Source organism: Allobosea sp. NPDC055332, from assembly GCF_053645455.1.
Genome location: NZ_JBSHMO010000002.1, coordinates 508,506 through 529,489 on the forward strand (window position 1 = coordinate 508,506; position 20,984 = coordinate 529,489).

The following is a 20,984-nucleotide window of genomic DNA, read 5'->3' on the forward strand; positions in this document are numbered from 1 at the left end:
ACAAGCCCGGGCGGGCGAGATCAGGGGCAGACCGGCCAATCCGGCGACTCGCCACCCGCGGCTCAGTTGTTAAAGATGGCGCCTCGAAGCCATCGGGAGGTTCGGAATGAAAACGTTCAGCGCCAATGGGCTGAAAGCTCTCAAGCTCGCCATTCTGGCGGCTCCGGTCATGACCATCGCCGGGCTCGCATCGGCCCAGGAGCTCAAGATCGGCCTGTCGGCCGAGCTCAGCGCAATGGATCCGCACTATCACAACGTCTCGCCCAACAACATGCTGGCCCGGCACATCTACGAGCCGCTGGTCGGGCAGGACGAGAAGCAGGCGCTGAAGCCGCTGCTCGCCGAGAGCTGGAAGGCGATCGACGACACGACCTGGGAGTTCAAGCTGCGCCAGGGCGTCAAGTTCCATGACGGCACGCCGTTCACGGCCGACGACGTGATCGCCACCATGCAGCGCGCGCCGAACGTGCCGAAGAGCCCGTCGAGCTTCTCCGCCTATGTCCGCGGCAAGGAGTTCACCAAGGTCGACGATTTCACCGTCCGCGTGAAGACTGCGGCGCCGGCGCCGCTGGTGCCGACCGACCTGTCGACCTTCGGCATCATCCCGGCCAAGTGCAAGGACACCACCACCGAGGACTTCAACCTCGGCAAGTGCACCACCGGCGGCACCGGCGCCTACAAGCAGGCCGAATACGTCGCCGGCGACCGCGTCGTGCTGACCCCGAACGAGAACTATTGGGGCGCCAAGGAGCCCTGGTCGAAGGTCACCTTCCGGATGATCACCTCGGCGCCGACCCGCGTCGCGGCGCTGCTCGCCGGCGACCTCGACGTGATCGAGAACGTGCCGACCTCGGACGTCGCCCGGCTCAAGGGTGACGCCAAGCTCAGCGTCGCCAGCACGGTCTCGAACCGGGTGATCTACTTCCACATGGATCACTTCCGCGAGGTCTCGCCCTTCATCAAGGGCAAGGACGGTTCGGAGATCAAGAACCCGCTGCGCAACCTCAAGGTCCGCCAGGCGCTGTCGATGGCGATCAACCGCCCGGCGATCGTCGAACGCATCATGGAGAAGGAGGCGATCCCCGCCGGCCAGCTCCTGCCCGACGGTTTCTTCGGCACCTCCAAGAAGCTGAAGCCGGTCGCGTTCGACCTCAACGGCGCCAAGAAGCTGCTCGCCGAGGCCGGATACCCGAACGGCTTCAAGATGAAGCTGCACGGGCCGACCAACCGCTACCTCAACGACACCAAGATCATCGAGGCGGTGGCGCAGATGTTCTCGCGCCTCGGCATCGAGACCGAGGTCGAGACGCTGCCGTCGGCGAACTTCTTCACCCGCGCCTCGCAGGGCGGCCAGGGCAATGTGCCGGAGTTCTCGTTCATCCTGGTCGGCTGGGGCGCCGGCACCGGCGAGTCCTCGGACTCGCTGAAGGCGCTGCTCGCGACCTTCGATCCCGCCAAGGGCATGGGTGCGACCAATCGCGGCCGCTACTCCAACCCGACCTTCGACGCCAAGCTCGAGGAGGCGCTGCGTACCGTCGACGACGCCAAGCGCGACGCCGCTCTGGCCGAGGCGATGGACATCAGCATGAACGATGTCGGCCTGATCCCGACGCATTACCAGCTGAACACCTGGGCCTCGCGCAAGGGCGTCAAGGTCCAGGCCCGCACCGACGAGTACACGCTCGCGACCGGCATCCGTAAGGACTGACCGGCTCCGTCGATCCTGGTCAGGACCGGCTTGAAGCCCGGTCCTGACCGCGCGACACTCTTTTCCTGTTGAAATGCGAAGCTGCCACCCCACCGGCCCTGCTGGATGGGGTGGCGTTCCGCACTCCGATCCGGAAGGCACCGGACCATGCTGGCATTCGTCCTGCGCCGCCTGGCGCAAGCCCTCTTCGTCATCGCGGCGATGCTCGTGATCGTCTTCTTCGGCGTGAACGTCGTCGGCGATCCCATCTACATGCTGATCTCGCCCGAGATGGACCAGCAGCAGATCGCCGAGACGGCCCGAGCGCTCGGCCTCGACCGGCCGATTTGGGAGCAGTTCCTGGTCTTCCTGAAGAATGCTGCCCAGGGCGATCTCGGCCGCTCCTTCGTCCATGGCGAATCCGCGATCAAGCTGATCCTGCACCGGATGCCGGCGACGCTGGAGCTCGCCTTCGTCGCGCTGGTGCTGGCGATCGTGATCGGCCTGCCGCTCGGTCTCTATGCCGGCCTGAAGCCGGAGAGCCGGCTGTCGCGCTTCATCATGGCGGTCTCGATCCTCGGCTTCTCGCTGCCGACCTTCTGGGTCGGGCTGATGCTGATCCTGACCTTCGCGGTCAGCCTCGGCTGGCTGCCGGCGACCGGGCGCGGGCCGACTGTCTCGATCTTCGGCATAGAGACCTCGCTGCTGACGCTAAAGGGCTGGCAGCATGTCGCCCTCCCGGCGTTCAACCTGGCGCTGCTCAAGATCTCGCTGGTGATCCGGCTGGCGCGGGCCGGCGCGCGCGAGGCTGCGCTGATGGACTACGTCAAGTTCGCGCGGGCCAAGGGCCTGTCGCAGAGCCGGATCATCGGCGTCCACATCCTCAAGAACATCATGATCCCGATCGTCACCGTGCTCGGGCTCGAGTTCGGCTCGCTCGTCGCCTTCTCGGTGGTGACCGAGACGATCTTCGCCTGGCCGGGCATCGGCCGCCTGCTGCTCGAGGCGATCACAAGGCTCGATCGGCCGGTGATCGTCGCCTACGTCATGGTCGTCGTCGTGCTGTTCGTCACCATCAACCTGCTGGTCGACCTGATCTATTCGGCGCTCGACCCCCGCGTACGCCTGACGGAGGCGACATCATGAGCGAAGCCGCCCTGCCCTCCGCTGCGGCCACGCCGCCGGCCGCCCCCGCCAAGGAGGAGACGCCGTTCCGGCGCTTCGTCCGCTCCTTCACCGAGGACCGGCTGGCACTGTTCGGCCTCGCCCTCTTCATCCTGATCGTGCTGCTTGCTCTGGCCGCCCCGCTGATCGCGCCGCAGAATCCCTACGATCTCGCCAGCGTCGACGTGATGGATTCGCGCCAGCCGCCCGGCGCGATCTCCGGCGAGGGCTTCACCATGTGGCTCGGCTCGGACGGCGTCGGCCGCGACCTGCTCTCGGGCATTCTCTACGGCCTGCGCATCTCGCTGATGGTCGGCGCCTTCTCCGGCATCCTGGCGGCGACGATCGGCGCGGCGATCGGCCTGATCGCCGCCTATAACGGCGGGCGTACCGAGACCATCATCATGCGCCTCGTCGACCTGCAGCTCTCGCTGCCATCGGTGCTGGTCGCGCTGATCCTGGTCGCAGCGCTCGGCAAGGGTGTCGACAAGATCATCATCGCGCTGGTGATGGTGCAGTGGGCCTATTACGCCCGCACCGTGCGCGGTTCGGCGCTGGTCGAGCGGCGCAAGGAATATGTCGAGGCGGCGCAGTCGCTGGGCCTGTCCCATGCCCGCACCGTCTTCCGCCACATCCTGCCGAATTGCCTCGCGCCGGTGATCGTCATCGTCACCGTGCAGACGGCCCATGCGATCTCGCTGGAGGCGACGCTGTCCTTCCTCGGCGTCGGCCTGCCGCAGACCGAGCCCTCGCTCGGCGTGCTGATCGCCAACGGCTTCCAGTACATGCTCTCGGGCAGCTACTGGATCTCGGTCTTCCCCGGCTTTGCGCTGCTAATGACGATCGTCTCGATCAACCTGGTCGGCGACCGCCTGCGCGACGTGCTCAACCCGCGGCTGGAGAAGTGAGCATGGCGCCAGTTCTCGAGGTCACCAACCTCAAGACCCATTTCTTCACCCGCGCCGGCACGGTGAAGTCGGTCGATGGCGTCTCGTTCCGCGTCGATCGCGGTGAGGTGCTCGGCCTCGTCGGCGAATCCGGCTCGGGCAAGTCGGTCACCGGCTTCTCGGTGATGGGCCTGATCGATCCGCCCGGCAGAATCGTCGAGGGCTCGATCAAGCTCAACGGCAAGGAGCTTGTCGGGCTCGACGAGGAGGGCTTCCGCAAGGTCCGCGGCCGTGAGGTCGCGATGATCTTCCAGGACCCGATGATGACGCTGAACCCGGTCCTGCGCGTCGACACGCAGATGATCGAGGCCGTCACCGCCCATGACAAGGTCTCGCACAAGGCGGCTCGTGAGCGCTCCCGCGACGCCCTCGCCAAGGTCGGTATCCCCTCGCCCGAGGAGCGGCTCAACGCTTATCCGCACCAGTTCTCCGGCGGCATGCGCCAGCGCGTCGCGATCGCGATCGCCCTGCTGCACCGCCCGCCCCTAATCATCTGCGACGAGCCGACCACGGCTCTCGACGTCACCATCCAGAGCCAGATCCTGGCGGAGATGCAGAGCCTCTGCGCCGACACCGGCACGGCACTGGTCTGGATCACCCATGACCTCGGCGTCGTCGCCGGCCTCGCCGACCGGATCGCGGTGATGTATGCCGGCCGCATCGTCGAGACCGGCGCCGTCGATCCCGTTCTCGACAGCCCGCTCCACCCCTACACTAACGGTTTGCTCGGCTCGCTGCCCGCAGAGGGCGAGCCCGGCGCGCCCTTGCGCCAGATCAGGGGCTCGACGCCGTCGCTGGCGCGCCTGCCACAGGGCTGCGCCTTCGCGGCGCGCTGCGATTATGCGCAGGCCGATTGCCTCGCCCTCGCCCCCGACGTCACCCCCTTCCCGGGAGAGCGCGGCGTGCGCTGCCATCACCCGCTGAACCTCGCCGGAGTCGCGGCATGAGCACGCCGATCCTCACGCTCGAAGGCGTCTCGAAGCGCTTCACCAAGCCGCTCGACGCCGCCTCGAAATTCGCCAACCTGCTCGGCGCCAATTATAGCGAGCAGACCGTCCATGCCGTCGACAGCGTCGACCTCTCGATCCGCCAGGGCGAGGTCGTCGGGCTCGTCGGCGAATCCGGTTGCGGCAAGTCGACCCTCGGACGCGTCGTCGCCGGTGTCCACCATGCCAGCTCCGGCCGCGTCTCCTGGCGCGGGCGCTACACCGACGAGATGTCGTCGGAGGAGCGCAAGGCGGCGACGCTCGCGATCCAGATGATCTTCCAGGACCCGATGTCCTCGCTCAATCCGCGCCTGCGCGTCACCGACATCGTCGGCGAGGCGCCGGTCGTGCACGGGCTGGTGCCGAAGGCGCAGCAGGACGCCTATGTCGCCGAGATGCTCGACCGGGTCGGGCTCGACTCGACCTATCGCCGCCGCTATCCGCACCAGTTCTCCGGCGGCCAGCGCGCCCGCATCGGCATCGCGCGGGCGCTGGCGGTCAAGCCGCAATTCCTCGTCTGCGATGAGAGCGTCGCCGCACTTGATGTATCGATTCAGGCCCAAGTCCTGAATCTTTTCATGAAGCTGCGCGACGAACTTAACCTGACTTATCTTTTCATTAGCCATGATCTCTCGGTGGTTCGCCACCTCTCCGACCGGGTCGTGATCATGTATCTCGGCCGCGTCGTCGAGGCCGCGCCGGCAAGCGAATTGTTCAAGGGCCCGCAGCACCCCTACGCGCAGGCGCTGCTCGCCAATGTCCCGACGATCAGCGCCCGCAAGAAGCGCTTCGCCCCGCTGAAGGGCGAGATCCCCTCGCCGTTACATCCGCCGACCGGCTGCCATTTCCATCCGCGCTGCCCGCAGGCCGGGCCACGCTGCAAGGCCGAGCGCCCGGCGCTGAAGGAGATCGCGACGGGACATGTCGCCGCCTGCCATCTGCACGATGGCGGCGTCGGCGCGCTGGCGGCCTAGGGCCTCGCCTCAGATCGGCGAGAGCTGCCACGCGTATTGATAGCGCCCATACTGGGTGCTGGTGACGCCGTTGCGCTCGGTGCCGGGGAACTCCTCCGGCGGCGTCACCACCGTCACCCTAAAGACGGCGCTCTTGCCCGGCTTCAGCAGACCCATATGGACGGCGGCTGCGCCAAGCGTCGAGTCGCCGCTATAGATGTCGGTGCCCCAGAGCTGGCCTTCCAGCACGCCGGTGACGCGGAAATAGTAGACGGCGCCGACCTTCTCGCAGAGCCCGTGCATGTTGGTCGGCGCTTCCGAGGCGATCGAATTCTGCTCGAGCAACGTCTTGAGCTGCCGGCGCGAGAGTTTTCCGCGCTTGTCGAAATAGGCGACGAGATCCTGAACGACTTTCACGATGCACCTCCCGCTTGCATGACGATCACCCGTCCATAGGAGGGCTGGAACGAGGCCGAGGGTTTCGGCAGTGCCCAGAGCACGGCATAGGGCACGGCCTCGCCCGGATAGGTGACGTCGCCGTCAGTGATGACGATGGCGGAGGTCACGCGCGGATCGTCCGCCAATGCGGCGAGCGCCGGCGTCAGGTCGCTGCCGCCATAGCCGCTGATCTGATAGTCGGCGAGCGCCGCTGGCGAGAGCACTTCATCCGAGGTGACGACGGTGTCGCACTGGACGACGCGGATCTCGTCGACCCCGGCCGCATCGCAGAAATCGGCGATGGCCCCGAGCGCCTTCGGGATGTCGTCCCCCATCGAGGCGCTGGTATCGAGGATGACGTTCAGCATCCAGGAATGGCGCTTGCGGCCGGGCATCACTACGTCGCTGCGATCATGGCCGCGGCGTGAGGCGCGGGTATAGGTGCGCTCGCCCGGCGCGACGCCTTCGAGCCAGGCCTGGAGCGCGACGTACCAGGGCGTGTGAAAGAAACCGCGCTGCGCCAGCACATTCTGTTGCTGGCCGCCCGGGCTATCGCCCCTGCCGCGCAAAGCGCCCATGGCCTTCGCCAGCACCATGCCGCGGCCAGCGAGGTCGCGGACCGCCCGCGCCCGCTCGGCCTGGTCGGCACTGCCTTCCGGGAACAGTTCGCGCTCGCGCCGGGCGTCGAGCGCATCACCCATCGCGCCGGCAGGCGCCTGTCGCGCCGCGCCGAGCACCTGCTCGACGGTCACGACCTGCCCTTCCCAAACCTGAGTCCGTGACGGCATGTAGCTGCCGGTGCGGCGCATCTCCAGCACGATATCCTCGGCCGAGCGCTCGCGGGCGCCTTGCATGTCGAGCCCGCCTGCCGGGATCGTGGTGGTGCCGAGCGCATGCCGCAGCATGTCGTTGATGATGTAGTCGTGGGCGTAGTTGAACTCGAGCGCAGCACTGCCGCGGGCCCGGTCATGGGTCCGCAACGCCAGATGCAGCAGCTCATGGGCGAGCACGAAGACGAGGTCGTCGCCGGAGAGCCTCGCGGTGAAGGTCGGATTCGCCAGCAGCCGGCCGGAAGCGAAGACGCCCATGGTCGGCACGCGCTCGTCGATTTCGACGCGCACGGCGGCGGCCAGTCCGGCCAGATGCGGGAACGGCACCGTCACCAGCCGCAGGCCCCGCATGATGCGTGCATGCGTCGCGCGGTCGGCAACCGAAAGATCGGGCGCCGCGCTCATGCCGCGACCTTGCGCAGGAGGTCGTACATGGCCCGGTCCGCGCCCAGCGCGCCCCAGGTCTCGACCATGTCGTTGAGGACGAGCAGCTGGTGCTCATGCGACAGGCTGCGCAGGAAGCGGTTGATCACCGCCGGCTTGATGCCTGCAGCGCGCCCGTCCCTGACGAACTGGCAGATGCAGTCGAGGATGAACCAGCGGGCGGAATCGCCCTTTGGCAACAGCTCCGGCTTGCGCAGATACTCGTCGAGCGGACGCACCGCGCCGATCGAATCCTCGGCGAGCGCGCAGAACACCACGGCGTCTTCCGGTGAGAGCCGGCCGAAAGCGAGCGCGCGTCGCAACTCATTGCTGAGGAAGCCGGCACTCTGGGCCATGTCGAGCGCCCGCGACAGCAATGCCCAGGCGCGCGGCGTCGAGAACGGCACGGGCTCCGCCGGCACCGGCCGCATCAGCGCGTCGGGGATGGTCGCGATGAAGCTGCGGATCTCGGCCCGCACGCCGGCGCGCTGGGCCCAGGCCAGCCAGTCGGCGGTGTCGACGCGCAGTTGCAGGATTGTGACGCGGTTGACCAGCGCCGAGCTCATCGCCCGCACCAAGGCACGATCCTGCAGGCGGTTGCCGGCGGCGACGACCCAGGTGCCCTTCGGCAGGGCATGCTCGCCCAGCCGCCGTTCCAGCAGCAGCGAATAGAACGCCTTCTGGACATCGGGCGAGCAGGCCGGCAGCTCATCGAGGAACAGGCAGAACGGCTCCGGTTTCTCCGGCAGCAGCACCCGCGGCGGGCAGAAGACCGAGCGCTCGCCGACGATGCGCGGAATGCCGCTGACGTCCTCCGGGGCGATCTGGGTGCCGAGCAGCGAGCGACAGGGCAGGCCTGCCTCGCGCGCGGCTTCATAGACCAGCTCGGACTTGCCCAGCCCCGGCGGCGAGAGCAGCAGGAAGCTCTGCTCATGCGCCATGCATTGGATCAGCTGCTTGGCCTGTCGCAGCGAGACGACTTCCTCGAAGGCGGAACGCGTCGCTTCCATCAACCCCTCCCAAGAGCGCCCTACCGGGGTCACATCCGCGGGTACGGCAAGAGGCAGTCTGCAACAGCCGAGGCCTTTGAAATCATTATTTCTTTGTAATGTTTAGTTTTGTTTCACGGCTGTTTCACGAGCCGCAGCTTCCATCGTTTCTGGCGGTCCGGCCGCACTTGCGCGCGAAGCGCGGCCCTGTTTTCCCGGTGGCACAAGTCTTTCGCCGCCCGGCCCGGCTTGACGCCCACCCGTTTCCGCGCGACCTCCTCAACTCACAACGGTAGCGCAGAGGAAGCGTGGGATGGCTAAGAGCACCTTGTCGGCGGACCTTCGTTCGGGCGCGCTCGTCTACCACCGCCTTCCCAAGCCCGGTAAGCTCGAGATCCAGGCGACCAAGCCGCTCGGCAACCAGCGCGACCTGGCACTGGCCTATTCGCCCGGCGTCGCTGCCGCCTGCGAGGCGATCGTCGAGGATCCCGGCCAGGCGGCTGAGCTGACCTCGCGCCAGAACCTCGTCGCCGTCATCACCAACGGCACCGCCGTGCTCGGCCTCGGCGACATCGGCCCGCTCGCCTCCAAGCCGGTGATGGAGGGCAAGGCCGTCCTGTTCAAGAAATTCGCCGGCATCGACTGCTTCGACATCGAGGTCGAGCAGAAGAACATCGAGAAATTCGTCGATGTCGTCGCGGCGCTGGAGCCGACCTTCGGCGGCATCAATCTCGAGGATATCAAGGGGCCGGAATGCTTCGAGATCGAGGAGCAGCTCAAGGCCCGGATGAACATCCCCGTCTTCCATGACGACCAGCACGGCACGGCGATCATCGTCAGCGCCGCCGTCCTGAACGGTCTCGACCTCGCCGGCAAGAAGATCGGCGACGTCAAGATCGTCGTCTCGGGCGCAGGCGCGGCGGCGCTGGCCTGCCTCAACCTCCTCGTCTCGCTTGGCGCCCGCACGCAGAATATCTGGGTCACCGATCTCGACGGCGTGGTCTACAAGGGCCGCAACACGCTGATGGACCGCTGGAAGGAGGTCTACGCCCAGGAGACCGACGCCCGCACGCTCGCTGAGGTCATCCCCGGCGCCGACATCTTCCTCGGCCTCTCCGCCGCCGGCGTGCTGAAGCCCGAAATGGCCAAGGAGATGGCGCAAAAGCCGCTGATCCTGGCGCTCGCCAACCCCTATCCGGAGATCATGCCGGAGGAGGCGCTGGCCGTCCGCCCGGACGCGATGATCTGCACCGGCCGCTCGGACTATCCGAACCAGGTCAACAACGTCCTGTGCTTCCCCTACATCTTCCGCGGCGCGCTCGACGTGCAGGCGACGACGATCAACGAGCCGATGAAGCTCGCCGCCGTGCGCGCCATCGCAGCGCTCGCCCGCGAGGCGACCTCGGACGTGGCGGCGCGCGCCTATGGCGGCGAGGCCTCGACCTTCGGCGCGACCTCGCTGATCCCGAACCCGTTCGATCCGCGCCTGATCCTGCGCATCGCGCCGGCGGTGGCGGAAGCGGCGATGACGACCGGTGTCGCCAAGAAGCCGCTGATCGACGTAGAGGCCTATCGAGAGGACCTGTCGCGCTTCGTCTTCCGCTCCGGCTTCCTGATGAAGCCGCTCTTCGCCAAGGCCAAGGCCGATCCGAAGCGGGTGATCTATGCCGAAGGCGAGGACGAGCGCGTGCTGCGCGCCGCCCAGATCGCGATCGAGGAAGGCATGGCGATCCCGATCCTGATCGGCCGCCCCAGCGTGATCGAAACCCGCGTCAAGCGCTTCGGCCTGACGATCCGCCCCGGCATCGATTGCGAACTGATCAACCCAGAGGATGATCCGCGCTATCGCGACTACGTCCAGACCTATCTCGACATCGCCGGCCGGCGCGGCATCACGCCCGAGGCGGCGCGTTCGCTGGTACGCACCAACAACACCGTGATCGCGGCGCTCGCCGTGGCGCGTGGCGAAGCCGACGCGATGATCACCGGCCTCGAAGGGCGCTTCCTCTCGCGGCTGCGCCATATCCGCGACATCATCGGGCTCGAACCCGGTGTCTGCGACATCGCGGCGATGACCTTGATCATCACCAGCAAAGGCGCCTTCTTCCTCGCCGACACCCATGTCCGGCACGACCCGACGGCCGAAGAGATCGCCGACACCACCATCCTGGCCGCCAGCCATGTCGAGCGCTTCGGCATCACCCCGAAGATCGCCCTGCTCTCGCATTCGGATTTCGGCGCGGCCGACACGCCGAGCTCGATCAAGATGCGCAAGGCGGTCAAGCTGATCCAGGAGCGTGCGCCGGAGCTGGAATGCGATGGCGAGATGGAGGCCGACACCGCGCTCGTCGCCGCGATCCGCGACCGGGTGCTGCCGTCCTCGAAGCTGAAGGGCGTCGCCAACGTCCTGATCTTCCCCAATCTCGACGCCGCGAACATCGCCTACCAGTTCGCCAAGGTGCTGGCGGACGCGCTTCCCGTCGGCCCCATCCTGATCGGCGCCGCCAAGCCGGTGCATATTCTCACCGGATCGGTGACGGCACGTGGCGTCGTCAACATGACCGCGGTCGCGGTCGCGGAAGCGCAGGGTCGGGCTGCCGCCAGCTGACCTTGCGAGAGGCCCTCTTAAAGTCGTTTCTGAGCCAGCTTTCGAAAGCAGGCCAGTGACTTAAGCTCAGCGGTTGATACCGCCTTTTCGCTCTTGGCGGGTGGCGCGCGATAGGCTCATACTTCGTTTCAGGAGCGGGAAAGGGGCCCGTGCGAAACGTTCGGAGAGCGCTCATGCGTGAGATTCACCGTCAGTCCCGTATCCGGCGCGCCATTCGGCCGCTCGCGCTGGCGAGCGGCCTTTTTCTTGCGCTTGCCGGCACCTTTGCCGACGCCGCCATGGCGCAGGTGGTGTTCCATCGCGGCAATGACGGCGACCCGGAGACGCTCGATTCGCACAAGACCTCGACGGTGAGCGAAGCGCATCTGCTGCGCGATCTCTCCGAAGGGCTGGTGATCCACCACATCAACGGCGAGGTCGTCCCCGGCGTCGCCGAGAGCTGGACGATGGCGCCAGACGGCAAGAGCTACAGCTTCAAGCTGCGCGCCAACGCCAAATGGTCGAATGGCGATCCGGTCACGGCTGGCGATTTCGTCTTCTCGTTCCGGCGCATGGTCAATCCGGAGACCGGCGCGAAATACGCCAACATCCTCTACCCGATCCGCAATGCCGAGAAGATCAACAAGGCGAGCGAAGGCGCCAAGCTCGAAGACCTCGGCGTCAAGGCGATCGACGAGCGCACGCTCGAGATCGCGCTGGAGCGGCCCACCCCCTATTTTCTGGAATTGCTGACGCACCAGACCGGACTGCCGGTCCACCCCGCCTCCGTGCAGAAATTCGGCAAGGACTTCGTCAAGCCGGAGAATTGGGTCTCGAACGGCGCCTACACGCTGAAGGAGTTCGTGCCGAACTCGCATATCCGGCTGGAGAAGAACAAGAACTTCCACGACGCCGCGAACGTCAAGATCGACACGGTCATCTATTATCCGACGCCTGACTTTTCCGCCGCCGCCCGCCGCTTCCAGGCCGGCGAGCTGCAGATGACGTCGGACATTCCGGCCGACCAGGTCCAGCAATTGCGCGAGAAGCTCGGCAAGGACCAGGTCAGAATCTCGCCCTATCTCGGCACCTATTTCCTGATCATCAACACCGCGAAGAAGCCGTTCGACGACATCCGGGTGCGCCGCGCGCTGTCACTGGTGATCGACCGCGAATTCATCGCCGAGGAGATCTGGGGCGGCACGATGCTGCCGGCCTATGGCGTGATCCCGCCGAACATCGGCAATTACGGCGAGCGGGCCGAAGCCGATTTCAAGGGTACTTCCCCGCTCGACCGCGAAGACGAGGCCAAGAAACTGCTCGCCGCCGCGGGCTTCGGACCGGGTATGCCGCTCAGGGTGCAGCTGCGCTATAACACCACCGACAACAACCGCCGGACCGTGATCGCCATCGCCGAGCAGTGGAAGGCGATTGGCGTCGAGACCAGCTTCATCAACACCGACGGCAAGACGCATTTCGCTCTGCTGCGCGACGGCGGCGACTTTGACATCGCCCGCTATGGCTGGATCGGCGACTATTCCGACCCCCAGAACTTCCTGTTCCTGTTCCAGAGCGACAATACCGGCTTCAACTCCGGCAAATACAACAACCCGAAGTTCGATGCGCTGATGAAGCAGGGGGCCGAGGAGATCGACATCGCCAAGCGCGCCGCGATCCTGCGCGAGGCGGACGCGATCCTCGCCGCCGACGTGCCCTGGATCCCGGTGCTCTACTATTCCTCGAAGAACCTGGTCTCGCCGAAGGTGCAGGGCTTCCAGCAGAACCTGCGCGGCGCACTGCCAACGCGGTTCATGAGCCTGAAGCCATAGCAGGCATAGGCCCCTGGCCGGACCGGCCAGGGGCCTGAAATCAAGCCCGTGCTCACCTACATTCTGCGCCGTCTTGCCGCCGCGATCCCGACCCTGTTCGTGATCGTGACGATCTCGTTCTTCCTGATGCGCGTCGCGCCGGGCGGGCCGTTCGATCTCGAACAACCGCTGGAAGCCAAGGTGATGGAGAACCTGCGGCGGATCTACAAGCTCGACCAGCCGCTGTTCCAGCAATACCTGACCTATCTCGCCGCCCTGCTGCGCGGCGATTTCGGCCCCTCCTTCTATTTCCGCGACTTCTCGATCGCCGAATTGTTCGCGCAGGGCCTGCCGGTCTCGATGCGGCTCGGAGCCTGCGCGCTGCTGCTCGCGCTCGCGATCGGCGGACCGCTCGGCGCGCTCGCGGCCTTCCGCCAGAACGGCGCGGCCGATCATGCGGTGATCGGCTTCGCCACGGCCGGCATCACCATCCCGAACTTCGTCGTCGCCCCGGTGCTGCAGATCGTCTTCGGCTTGAGTCTCGCCTGGCTGCCGGTCGGCGGCTGGAACGGTGGCGCCTTCCGCAACAGCGTGCTGCCGGTGGTGACGCTCGCCTTGCCGCAGATCGCCGTGATCGCCCGGATGACGCGCGCGGCGATGATCGAGACGCTGCGCGCCAACCATATCCGCACGCTGCGGGCGCAGGGGCTCTCGACCACGATCATCGCGCTGCATGCGGCGCGCGGCGCGGCGCTGCCGGTCGTCTCCTATCTCGGGCCGGCGGCGGCGAGCCTGCTCACCGGCTCGGTCGTGGTCGAGACGATCTTCGCCATTCCCGGCATCGGGCGCTATTTCGTCGAAGGCGCGCTCAACCGCGACTACACGCTGGTGATGGGCACGGTCGTCGTGGTCGCGATCTTCGTGCTGCTCTTCAACCTCGTCGTCGACGTGCTCTATGCGTTACTCGACCCGCGCGTCAGGCTGGAGTGAGCGATGAGCGACACTGCCGCCTGTCCCACCCCACCAACCGGCCGCTCACTCTGGCAGGACGCCCGCATCCGCCTGCTGCGCAACCGTGCGGCGGTGGCGAGCCTGGTCGTGCTGGCGCTGATGATGCTGGCCTGCATCGTCGGCCCGCTGCTGACCGGCCACCCCTACGACAAGGTCTACCAGGACTATGTCCGCGTCCCCGCCAGCCTTTCCGCCTATCCCAAGGCCGAGGCTCTGCCCGGTGCCGTGCAGCGCATCGCATCGCGGATCAGGGCGACGCCGAGCGAGATCGTTGCGCAAGATGATCGCGTCCTGCTGGTGCTGACCGCGCAGCGGCCGATCGACCAGCGCCTGCTCGTCTATTTCGACCGCTCCGACCAGTTCGGCACGCCGGTGATCACCGGCAATGAGCAGGAGGGGCGCCGGCTCAGCCTCGATGTCCCGATCAAGCGGCAGCACTTCCTGTTCGGCACCGACTCTAATGGCCGCGACCTACTCACCCGCACGCTGATCGCCGGCCGGGTCTCGCTCGCCATCGGCCTGCTCGCCACAGGCGTCGCGTTGGTGATCGGCGTCGCCTATGGCGCGACCGCCGGCTATCTCGGCGGCCGCCTCGACATGGTGATGATGCGTATCGTCGACGTGCTCTATTCCCTGCCGTTCATCTTCTTCGTCATCCTGCTCGTCGTCTTCTTCGGCCGGAACTTCATCCTGATGTTCCTCGCGGTCGGTGCGATCGAATGGCTCGACATGGCCCGGATCGTCCGCGGCCAGGCGCTCTCGATCCGTCGGCAGGACTATGTCCTGGCGGCAGAAGCGCTCGGGGTCTCGACCGGCGGCATCCTCAAACGCCATGTCATTCCCAACACGTTGGGGCCGGTGATCGTCTATGTCACCCTCCTGGTGCCGAAGGTGATCCTGCTGGAGAGCTTCCTCTCCTTCCTCGGCCTCGGCGTGCAGGAGCCGATGACGAGCTGGGGCGTGCTGATCTCGGACGGCGCCCGCGCCATCCAGGCGACGCCGTGGATGCTGATCTTCCCGGCCGCCTTCCTGGTGACGACACTGTTCTCGCTCAACTTCCTCGGCGACGGCCTGCGCGATGCGCTCGATCCGAGGGATCGCTGAGATGGCAGGCGAGCCGATCCTCGCCATCCGCGACCTCAAGGTCCGTTTCCGCACCAATGACGGCCCGTGCGAGGCGGTGCGCGGCATCGATCTTGACGTCGGGCCCGGCGAGTTCGTCGCGGTGGTCGGTGAATCCGGCTCCGGAAAGAGCCAGAGCGTGATGGCGGCGATGGGCCTTCTCGCCAGCAATGGCGAGGTTTCCGGTGCGATCCGCTATCGCGAGGTCGATCTTCTCAAGCTGCCGCCGGCGGTCCTGAACAGCTATCGCGGCCGCAAGCTCGCGATGATCTTCCAGGAGCCGATGACCTCGCTCGATCCGCTGTTCCGGATCGGCACGCAGATGGCGGCGCCCCTGCGCAAGCATCAGGGCCTGTCGCGCAAGGCGGCGCGGGCGCGGGCGTTGGAGCTCTTGAAGCTGGTGCGCATTCCGCATCCGGAGCGCCGGCTCGATTCCTATCCGCACGAGCTTTCCGGCGGGCAGCGCCAGCGCGTGATGATCGCGATGGCGCTGGCCAACGATCCCGACATCCTAATCGCCGACGAGCCGACCACGGCGCTCGACGTCACCATCGAGGCCGAGATCCTCGCGCTGATCGCCGAGCTCAGGCAGCGGCTCGGCATGGCGGTGATCCTGATCAGCCACGATCTCGGCCTCGTCCGGAAATATGCCGAGCGCGTCTATGTGATGAAGGCCGGCGAGGTCGTCGAGAGCGGCCCGGCGCAGGCAATTTTCGAAGCGCCGCAGCACCCGTACACCCGGGCCCTGCTCGCGGCCGAGCCGCATGGCCACAAAGCGCCGCCACCTGCCGATGCACCCGTACTGCTCGAAGCCCGCGACCTGCGCGTCAGCTTCGCGTTGTCTCGTGGCTTCCTCAGGCGCGAGACGATCGCGCTTCATGCGGTCGACGGTGTCGACCTGACGCTGAAGCGCGGCCAGACCATCGGCATCGTCGGCGAATCCGGCTCGGGCAAGTCGACGTTGGGACGCGCTCTGCTCAAACTCCTGCCCTCCTCTGGAACCGTCCGTTTCGAGGACCGGGCCCTGGCCCCGCTCGACCGCGCCGCGATGCGGCCGCTGCGGCGGAGCCTGCAGGTCGTGTTCCAGGATCCGTTCGGCTCGCTCTCGCCGCGCCTCACCGTCGGCGAGATCATCACCGAGGGTCTGCTGGTGCATGAGCCCGCCTTGTCGCGTGCCGAGCGCGAGCGGCGGGCTGCGGCGGCGCTCATGGAAGTCTGCCTCGATCCAGCACTCCGCAACCGCTATCCGCATGAGTTCTCAGGCGGCCAGCGCCAGCGCATAGCGATCGCCCGCGCCATGATCCTGCATCCGGCGTTGGTGGTACTGGACGAGCCGACCTCGGCGCTCGATCGGACGGTGCAGCAGAGCATCGTCGCCCTGCTCAAGGAGCTGCAGGCGGCGCACGACCTCTCCTACCTCTTCATCAGCCACGACCTCGCCGTGGTCCGCGCCATGGCCGACGAGATCATGGTGATGAAGGATGGCCGGGTGGTCGAGCGCGGACAGACCGAAGCGATCTTCGAGGCGCCGCAGCAGGACTATACCCAGCGCCTGATCGCGGCCGCACTGAAGTGCTGAAACGAAAAACGCCGCCTCGCTGGAGCGAAGCGGCGCCCTATCGGTGTCCGGCCAGGGGAGGCCACCGACACCGGCTAGAGTATTGTTTTTATCGCATTGTCTTCACGCGAACCGGTATCCACTTCGCTCGAAAATGCTCTAGCTATCAGTTCTCGACATAGCTGATCTTGCCGTCCGTTCCCTTCTTCCAGGTGTAGACGGTGTAGTCGAGATTGGTGCGATCGCCCTTCTTGTCATAGGACATGTCGCCGAGCACGGTCTTGAAGGTCATGCCGGAATGCATCGCCGCGGCGATCTTCTTCGGATCGAGCGATTTCGCCTGCTCGGCCGCCTGCTTCATGATCTGGACCGCGGCATAGGAGTAGAGCGTGTAGGCCTCGGGATTGATGCCCTTGGCCTCGAAGCGCTTCACGACCTCGGCCGCAGCGGGGCGCCGGCGCGGATCGGGCGGGAAGGTCATCAGCGTGCCTTCGGTGCCCGGGCCGCCGATCACGGCGTATTCGTCGGAGGTGATGCCGTCGGCGCCCATCGCGACCGTCGTCAGGCCCTGGTCGCGCATCTGCCGGACGATCAGGCCGAGCTCGGTGTGCAGCCCACCCCAATAGAGCAGATCGGCCTTGGCCGATTTGATCTTCGAGACCAGCGCCGAGAAGTCCTTCTCGCCGGTGTTGACGCCTTCATAGAGCACTTCCTTGATGCCGGCGGCGTGCAGGCCCTTGCGGGTCTCGTCGGCCAGCCCCTGGCCATAGGTCGTCTTGTCGTGGATGACGACGACAACCTTGCCCTTGAAGGTCTTGGCGATGTGGCCGGAGGCGACGACGCCCTGCTGGTCGTCGCGGCCGCAGGTGCGGAACACGTTCCAGAGGCCGCGCTCGGTGATCTTCGGGTTGGTCGCCGACGGGCTGATCATCAGCATGCCGTTCTCGGCATAGACCTCGGACGCCGGCATGGTGACGCCGGAGTTGAAGTGGCCGACGACGAGCTTGACGCCGTCGCCGACGAATTTGTTGGCGACCGAGACACCCTGCTTGGGATCGCCGACATCGTCTCCGCTCGAGAGCGCGATCGTCTGGCCGAGAATGCCGCCGGCGGCATTGATGTCGGCCACCGCCTGCTCGACCCCGTTCTTCAATTGCGCCCCGAAGGCAGCGCTCGCGCCGGTCATCGGGCCGGCGACGCCGAGCTTGATCTGCGCGAGCGCCGCGCCATGCGACATCGCGAATGCGCCTGCGGCGAGCATCGCGATCAGATTGATCCTCATATCCGTTCTCCTCCACGGTCAGAGCCGTGGCCGGACGCTACGTCGCTTGCTTTAACCTGTAAATCTGAGATAGCTGGTTACATGACAATCGATCGCATAGGCGGCCCCAGCCGCGCCGGATCGCTGCCGCTCGTCGCCAGTGAGCTCGCCTTCGACTTCACCAACACAACTTCGGATCGCGGCGGGCCGAACCAGCTCGAGCATCTCCGCGAAGGGCGCGACGTCGTGATCTGGGCGCGGCACGCCAAAGTGATCAGCGACACTGACCGCGATGCGTCACTGGCCGCGGTCGAGGCGGACGGCAGGCTGGCGGCACACCTGCTCGCCGAGGCACTCGATCTGCGCGACACGATCTACCGGATCGGCGCCGCACTCAGCCGCCGCCAGCCTCCGGCGGAGGAGGACCGGGTGCAGCTTGCGGCCGTTCACGCGCATTGCCTCGCCTGTGCGAAGCTTTCTCCCTTCGGCGACGGCTTCGTCTGGCGCTGGGACGCTAGCCAGACCCTGAGCGAGGCGATCCGCGGGCCGGTCGCGCTGTCGGCGCTGACCGTGCTGACCCAGCAGAACCTCGCCCGCATCAAGCAATGTGAGGGCGACCATTGCGGCTGGCTGTTCTTCGATACCACCAAGAACCGGCTGCGGCGCTGGTGCGAGATGGCGGTCTGCGGCAATCGCGCCAAGGTCCGCGCATTCAGGACGCGCCATTTCGAGGCGAAGACCGTTAGCTAGCGCAGCCTTGCATCCAACGCCGAGCGGCAAGCCGGCATGGTATCTCGCTTCGTCCGCGCCGCTCGGCTAGGAAGGTCCGTCCTTCCCGCATGAGACCCTTCCCCATGAGCCGCACCGTCTACGTCAATGGCGCCTATCTTCCAGAGGAAGAGGCGACGATCTCGATCTTCGACCGCGGCTTCATCTTCGGCGACGGCATCTACGAGGTCTCGGCCGTGCTTGGCGGCAAGCTGGTCGACTGCGAGGCGCACCTCGCGCGGCTGGAGCGCTCAGCCGGCGAGATCGGGCTCGAGCTCCCCTGCTCGCGCGCCGAACTCGTCGCGATCCACCAGGAGCTGATCGCCCGCAACAGCCTGGACGAAGGCAGCATCTATCTGCAGGTCTCGCGCGGCGCCTCCGATCGCGACTTTCCCTTCCCGAAGGGCGTGAAGGCGTCCCTGGTCCTGTTCACCCAGGCACGCCAATTCGCCAACACCCCGCTGGCCAAGACCGGCATCAAGGTCGTCAGCACGCCGGACCTGCGCTGGGCTCGCCGCGACATCAAGAGCGTCAACCTGCTCGCTCCCGTGCTGGCCAAGCAATTTGCCGCCGAGAACGGCGCGCAGGAGGCCTGGATGATCGAGGACGGCGTCGTCACCGAAGGCGCCTCGTCGACCGCCTGGATCGTCAAGGGCAAGACGTTGATCTCGCGCCCGCTCTCGCACAAGGTCCTGCCCGGCATCACCCGCACGGCGGTGCTCGCTTTCCTGGCGGAGAGCGGCTTCACCTTCGAAGAGCGCGAGTTCACGCTGGACGAGGCGCTCGACGCCGAGGAGGCCTTCATCACCTCCGCGACCAGCCTGGTCATGCCGGTGACGACGATCGACGGGCACAGCATCCACAACGGCGCGCCGGGCCCGGCGACGATCCGGCTGCGCGAAATCTATCTCGACCACGCCCGCAAGGGCGGCGTGCTGGGCTGATCGACCGCGACCGTCATGCTCGCCCTTGTGGCGAGCATCCACGTCTTGAACACCGTCTTTGAACCACGAAGACGTGGATGGTCGGAACAAGCCCGGCCATGACGACTAGGCTGCAGCAGACGTTGCCAACTCCCCCGCGACATAGGTCGCGACGACATTGCGTTCGTCGCCGAGCGTGACCAGCACGAAGAGCTCCTCGGCGAGGTCGCGCACGGTCTCCAGCCGGTGCGCCATCGTCCGCGTCGCCGCTGGGTCGAGCACGACGAAATCCGCCTCGCGCCCCAGCTCGAACGAGCCGATCAGATGGTCGAGCCCGAGCGCGACGGCATTGCCGAGCGTGATCGCGTGCAGCGCCTCGAAGGCCGAGAGCGATTGCCCCTGCAGCTGCAGGATCTTGTAGGCTTCGGCCATGGTGCGCAGCATCGAATAGGAGGTGCCGCCGCCGATATCCGTGGCGACCGCGACCTTGACGCCCTCGTGCCGGGCTCTCTGCCAATCGAACAGGCCGGAGCCGAGGAAGAGGTTCGAGGTCGGGCAGAAGACCGCGATCGCACCATGCTGGGCGAAGGCACGCCATTCGCGCTTGGTCATGTGGATGCAGTGGCCGAGCAGGCTTTTATGGCCCAGCAAGCTGTAATCCTCGTAGATGCCGGCATAGTCGGCGGCGTCGGGATAGAGTTCCCTTGCGAAGGCGATCTCGGCCCGGTTCTCGTTGATATGGGTCTGGACGAAGCAGTCCGGGTGCTCCTCGACCAGCCGCTGGGACGCCGCCATTTGCTCCGGCGTCGAGGTCACCGCGAAACGCGGCGTGATCGCGTAGAGTTGGCGGCCCTTGCCGTGCCAGCGGCCGATCAGTTCCTTGCTGTCGACATAGCCGCTCTCGGCGGTATCGGTCAGTGCCGGCGGGGCATTGCGGTCCATCATCACCTTGCCGGCGATCATGCGGGTGTTGCGCCGGTGCGACTCGGTGAAGAAGGCCTCGGCCGACTGCTTGTGCACCGAGCAATACACCGCCGCCGTGGTGGTGCCGCTCGCCAGCAACTCGTCGAGCAGGAAGGCAGAGAGCTTCTCGGCATGGCCCTGCTGGGCGAGCTTCTGCTCTTCGACGAAGGTGTACTTGTTCAGCCACTCCATCAGCTGCGCGCCATAGGAGGCGATCACCTGCGTTTGCGGCATGTGGATGTGGGCGTCGATGAAGCCGGGCATAACCAGATGCGGACGATGATCGGTGATGGCGGCTCCCGCCGGCAGGGTCGGCAGCAGCGCCTTCGCCTCGCCGGCAGCCCGGATCAGCCCACCTTCGATGACGAGCAAACCATCCTCGACATAGCGATGCGCGGCCTCGCCGACCTCGTGCGGATCACCGACGAACCAGAGAAGCCGGCCGCGCAGGGCTAAGGTCGCACCGTCTTTGCTCAAGGCTCGCCGCTCCGGCTCAAATCGCGATCATATCTGCACCAAATCAAAGCTTTCGGCCAAGCCGCGAACGTGCCTAATCTTGGGGCATG

General features: G+C 66.4%; 17 protein-coding genes. 12 read left to right on the forward strand and 5 right to left on the reverse strand.

Translation table 11 applies throughout. The features are described from left to right. Window positions 1-106: 106 nt before the first annotated feature. The 5 genes from ACWIGM_RS11075 to ACWIGM_RS11095 all read left to right on the forward strand — a co-directional run bounded on the left by ACWIGM_RS11075 (window position 107) and on the right by ACWIGM_RS11095 (window position 5,758). Window positions 107-1,708 (forward strand): ABC transporter substrate-binding protein, encoded by a 1,602-nt coding sequence (locus ACWIGM_RS11075; protein ID WP_454025989.1) that lies wholly within the window; start codon window positions 107-109, stop codon window positions 1,706-1,708. Between the two features lie 147 nt (window positions 1,709-1,855). Beyond that, a complete protein-coding gene (locus ACWIGM_RS11080) occupies window positions 1,856-2,833 on the forward strand; it encodes an ABC transporter permease (protein ID WP_454025990.1) in 978 nt (325 codons plus the stop codon). Continuing rightward, window positions 2,830-3,759 (forward strand): ABC transporter permease, encoded by a 930-nt coding sequence (locus tag ACWIGM_RS11085; RefSeq protein ID WP_454025991.1) that lies wholly within the window; start codon window positions 2,830-2,832, stop codon window positions 3,757-3,759. Before ACWIGM_RS11080 ends, ACWIGM_RS11085 begins: the two co-directional genes overlap by 4 nt. Window positions 3,760-3,761: 2 nt before the next feature. Further along, a complete protein-coding gene (locus ACWIGM_RS11090) occupies window positions 3,762-4,745 on the forward strand; it encodes an ABC transporter ATP-binding protein (protein ID WP_454025992.1) in 984 nt (327 codons plus the stop codon). Beyond that, complete coding sequence (locus tag ACWIGM_RS11095) at window positions 4,742-5,758, forward strand: ABC transporter ATP-binding protein (RefSeq protein ID WP_454025993.1); 1,017 nt, start codon at window positions 4,742-4,744, stop codon at window positions 5,756-5,758. Before ACWIGM_RS11090 ends, ACWIGM_RS11095 begins: the two co-directional genes overlap by 4 nt. Before the next feature lie 9 nt (window positions 5,759-5,767). Here the strand turns inward: ACWIGM_RS11095 and ACWIGM_RS11100 are convergent, their stop codons facing one another. Genes ACWIGM_RS11100 through ACWIGM_RS11110 form a run of 3 tightly spaced genes read right to left on the reverse strand, consistent with a single transcriptional unit; the run spans window position 5,768 to window position 8,438 of the window. Beyond that, on the reverse strand, window positions 5,768-6,154 hold the full coding sequence (locus ACWIGM_RS11100; RefSeq protein ID WP_454025994.1) for an LCCL domain-containing protein: 387 nt from the start codon (window positions 6,152-6,154) through the stop codon (window positions 5,768-5,770). Continuing rightward, window positions 6,151-7,410 carry a vWA domain-containing protein gene (locus ACWIGM_RS11105; RefSeq protein ID WP_454025995.1) on the reverse strand — a complete coding sequence of 420 codons (1,260 nt, stop codon included), beginning with the start codon at window positions 7,408-7,410 and terminating at the stop codon, window positions 6,151-6,153. Before ACWIGM_RS11105 ends, ACWIGM_RS11100 begins: the two co-directional genes overlap by 4 nt. After that, a complete protein-coding gene (locus ACWIGM_RS11110) occupies window positions 7,407-8,438 on the reverse strand; it encodes an AAA family ATPase (protein WP_454025996.1) in 1,032 nt (343 codons plus the stop codon). Before ACWIGM_RS11110 ends, ACWIGM_RS11105 begins: the two co-directional genes overlap by 4 nt. A 292-nt stretch (window positions 8,439-8,730) precedes the next feature. Between ACWIGM_RS11110 and ACWIGM_RS11115 the strand changes: the two genes are divergently transcribed. The 5 genes from ACWIGM_RS11115 (at window position 8,731) to ACWIGM_RS11135 (ending at window position 16,524) form a co-directional block, all read left to right on the forward strand. After that, window positions 8,731-11,025 (forward strand): NADP-dependent malic enzyme, encoded by a 2,295-nt coding sequence (locus ACWIGM_RS11115; protein WP_454025997.1) that lies wholly within the window; start codon window positions 8,731-8,733, stop codon window positions 11,023-11,025. Between the two features lie 173 nt (window positions 11,026-11,198). After that, a complete protein-coding gene (locus ACWIGM_RS11120; protein ID WP_454025998.1) occupies window positions 11,199-12,833 on the forward strand; it encodes a peptide ABC transporter substrate-binding protein in 1,635 nt (544 codons plus the stop codon). Between the two features lie 48 nt (window positions 12,834-12,881). After that, entirely contained in the window at window positions 12,882-13,802 is a 921-nt protein-coding gene (locus ACWIGM_RS11125; RefSeq protein WP_454025999.1) for an ABC transporter permease subunit, read from the forward strand. A 3-nt stretch (window positions 13,803-13,805) separates the two neighbouring features. Beyond that, a complete protein-coding gene (locus ACWIGM_RS11130; RefSeq protein WP_454026000.1) occupies window positions 13,806-14,927 on the forward strand; it encodes an ABC transporter permease subunit in 1,122 nt (373 codons plus the stop codon). 1 nt (window position 14,928) lies between these two features. Then, complete coding sequence (locus ACWIGM_RS11135) at window positions 14,929-16,524, forward strand: ABC transporter ATP-binding protein (protein ID WP_454026001.1); 1,596 nt, start codon at window positions 14,929-14,931, stop codon at window positions 16,522-16,524. Window positions 16,525-16,669: 145 nt separating this feature from the next. Here ACWIGM_RS11135 and ACWIGM_RS11140 read toward each other — a convergent pair whose 3' ends face one another. Beyond that, on the reverse strand, window positions 16,670-17,785 hold the full coding sequence (locus tag ACWIGM_RS11140; RefSeq protein ID WP_454026002.1) for a branched-chain amino acid ABC transporter substrate-binding protein: 1,116 nt from the start codon (window positions 17,783-17,785) through the stop codon (window positions 16,670-16,672). Between the two features lie 81 nt (window positions 17,786-17,866). Here ACWIGM_RS11140 and ACWIGM_RS11145 point away from each other — a divergent pair, with 81 nt between their 5' ends. Together ACWIGM_RS11145 and ACWIGM_RS11150 are read left to right on the forward strand one after the other, a co-directional pair. Further along, complete coding sequence (locus ACWIGM_RS11145) at window positions 17,867-18,514, forward strand: CGNR zinc finger domain-containing protein (RefSeq protein WP_454026003.1); 648 nt, start codon at window positions 17,867-17,869, stop codon at window positions 18,512-18,514. Between the two features lie 104 nt (window positions 18,515-18,618). Then, on the forward strand, window positions 18,619-19,476 hold the full coding sequence (locus ACWIGM_RS11150) for a D-amino-acid transaminase (protein WP_346358607.1): 858 nt from the start codon (window positions 18,619-18,621) through the stop codon (window positions 19,474-19,476). Between the two features lie 105 nt (window positions 19,477-19,581). Here the strand turns inward: ACWIGM_RS11150 and guaD are convergent, their stop codons facing one another. Continuing rightward, window positions 19,582-20,895 (reverse strand): guanine deaminase, encoded by a 1,314-nt coding sequence (gene guaD / locus ACWIGM_RS11155; protein ID WP_454026004.1) that lies wholly within the window; start codon window positions 20,893-20,895, stop codon window positions 19,582-19,584. Between the last annotated feature and the right edge of the window lie 89 nt (window positions 20,896-20,984).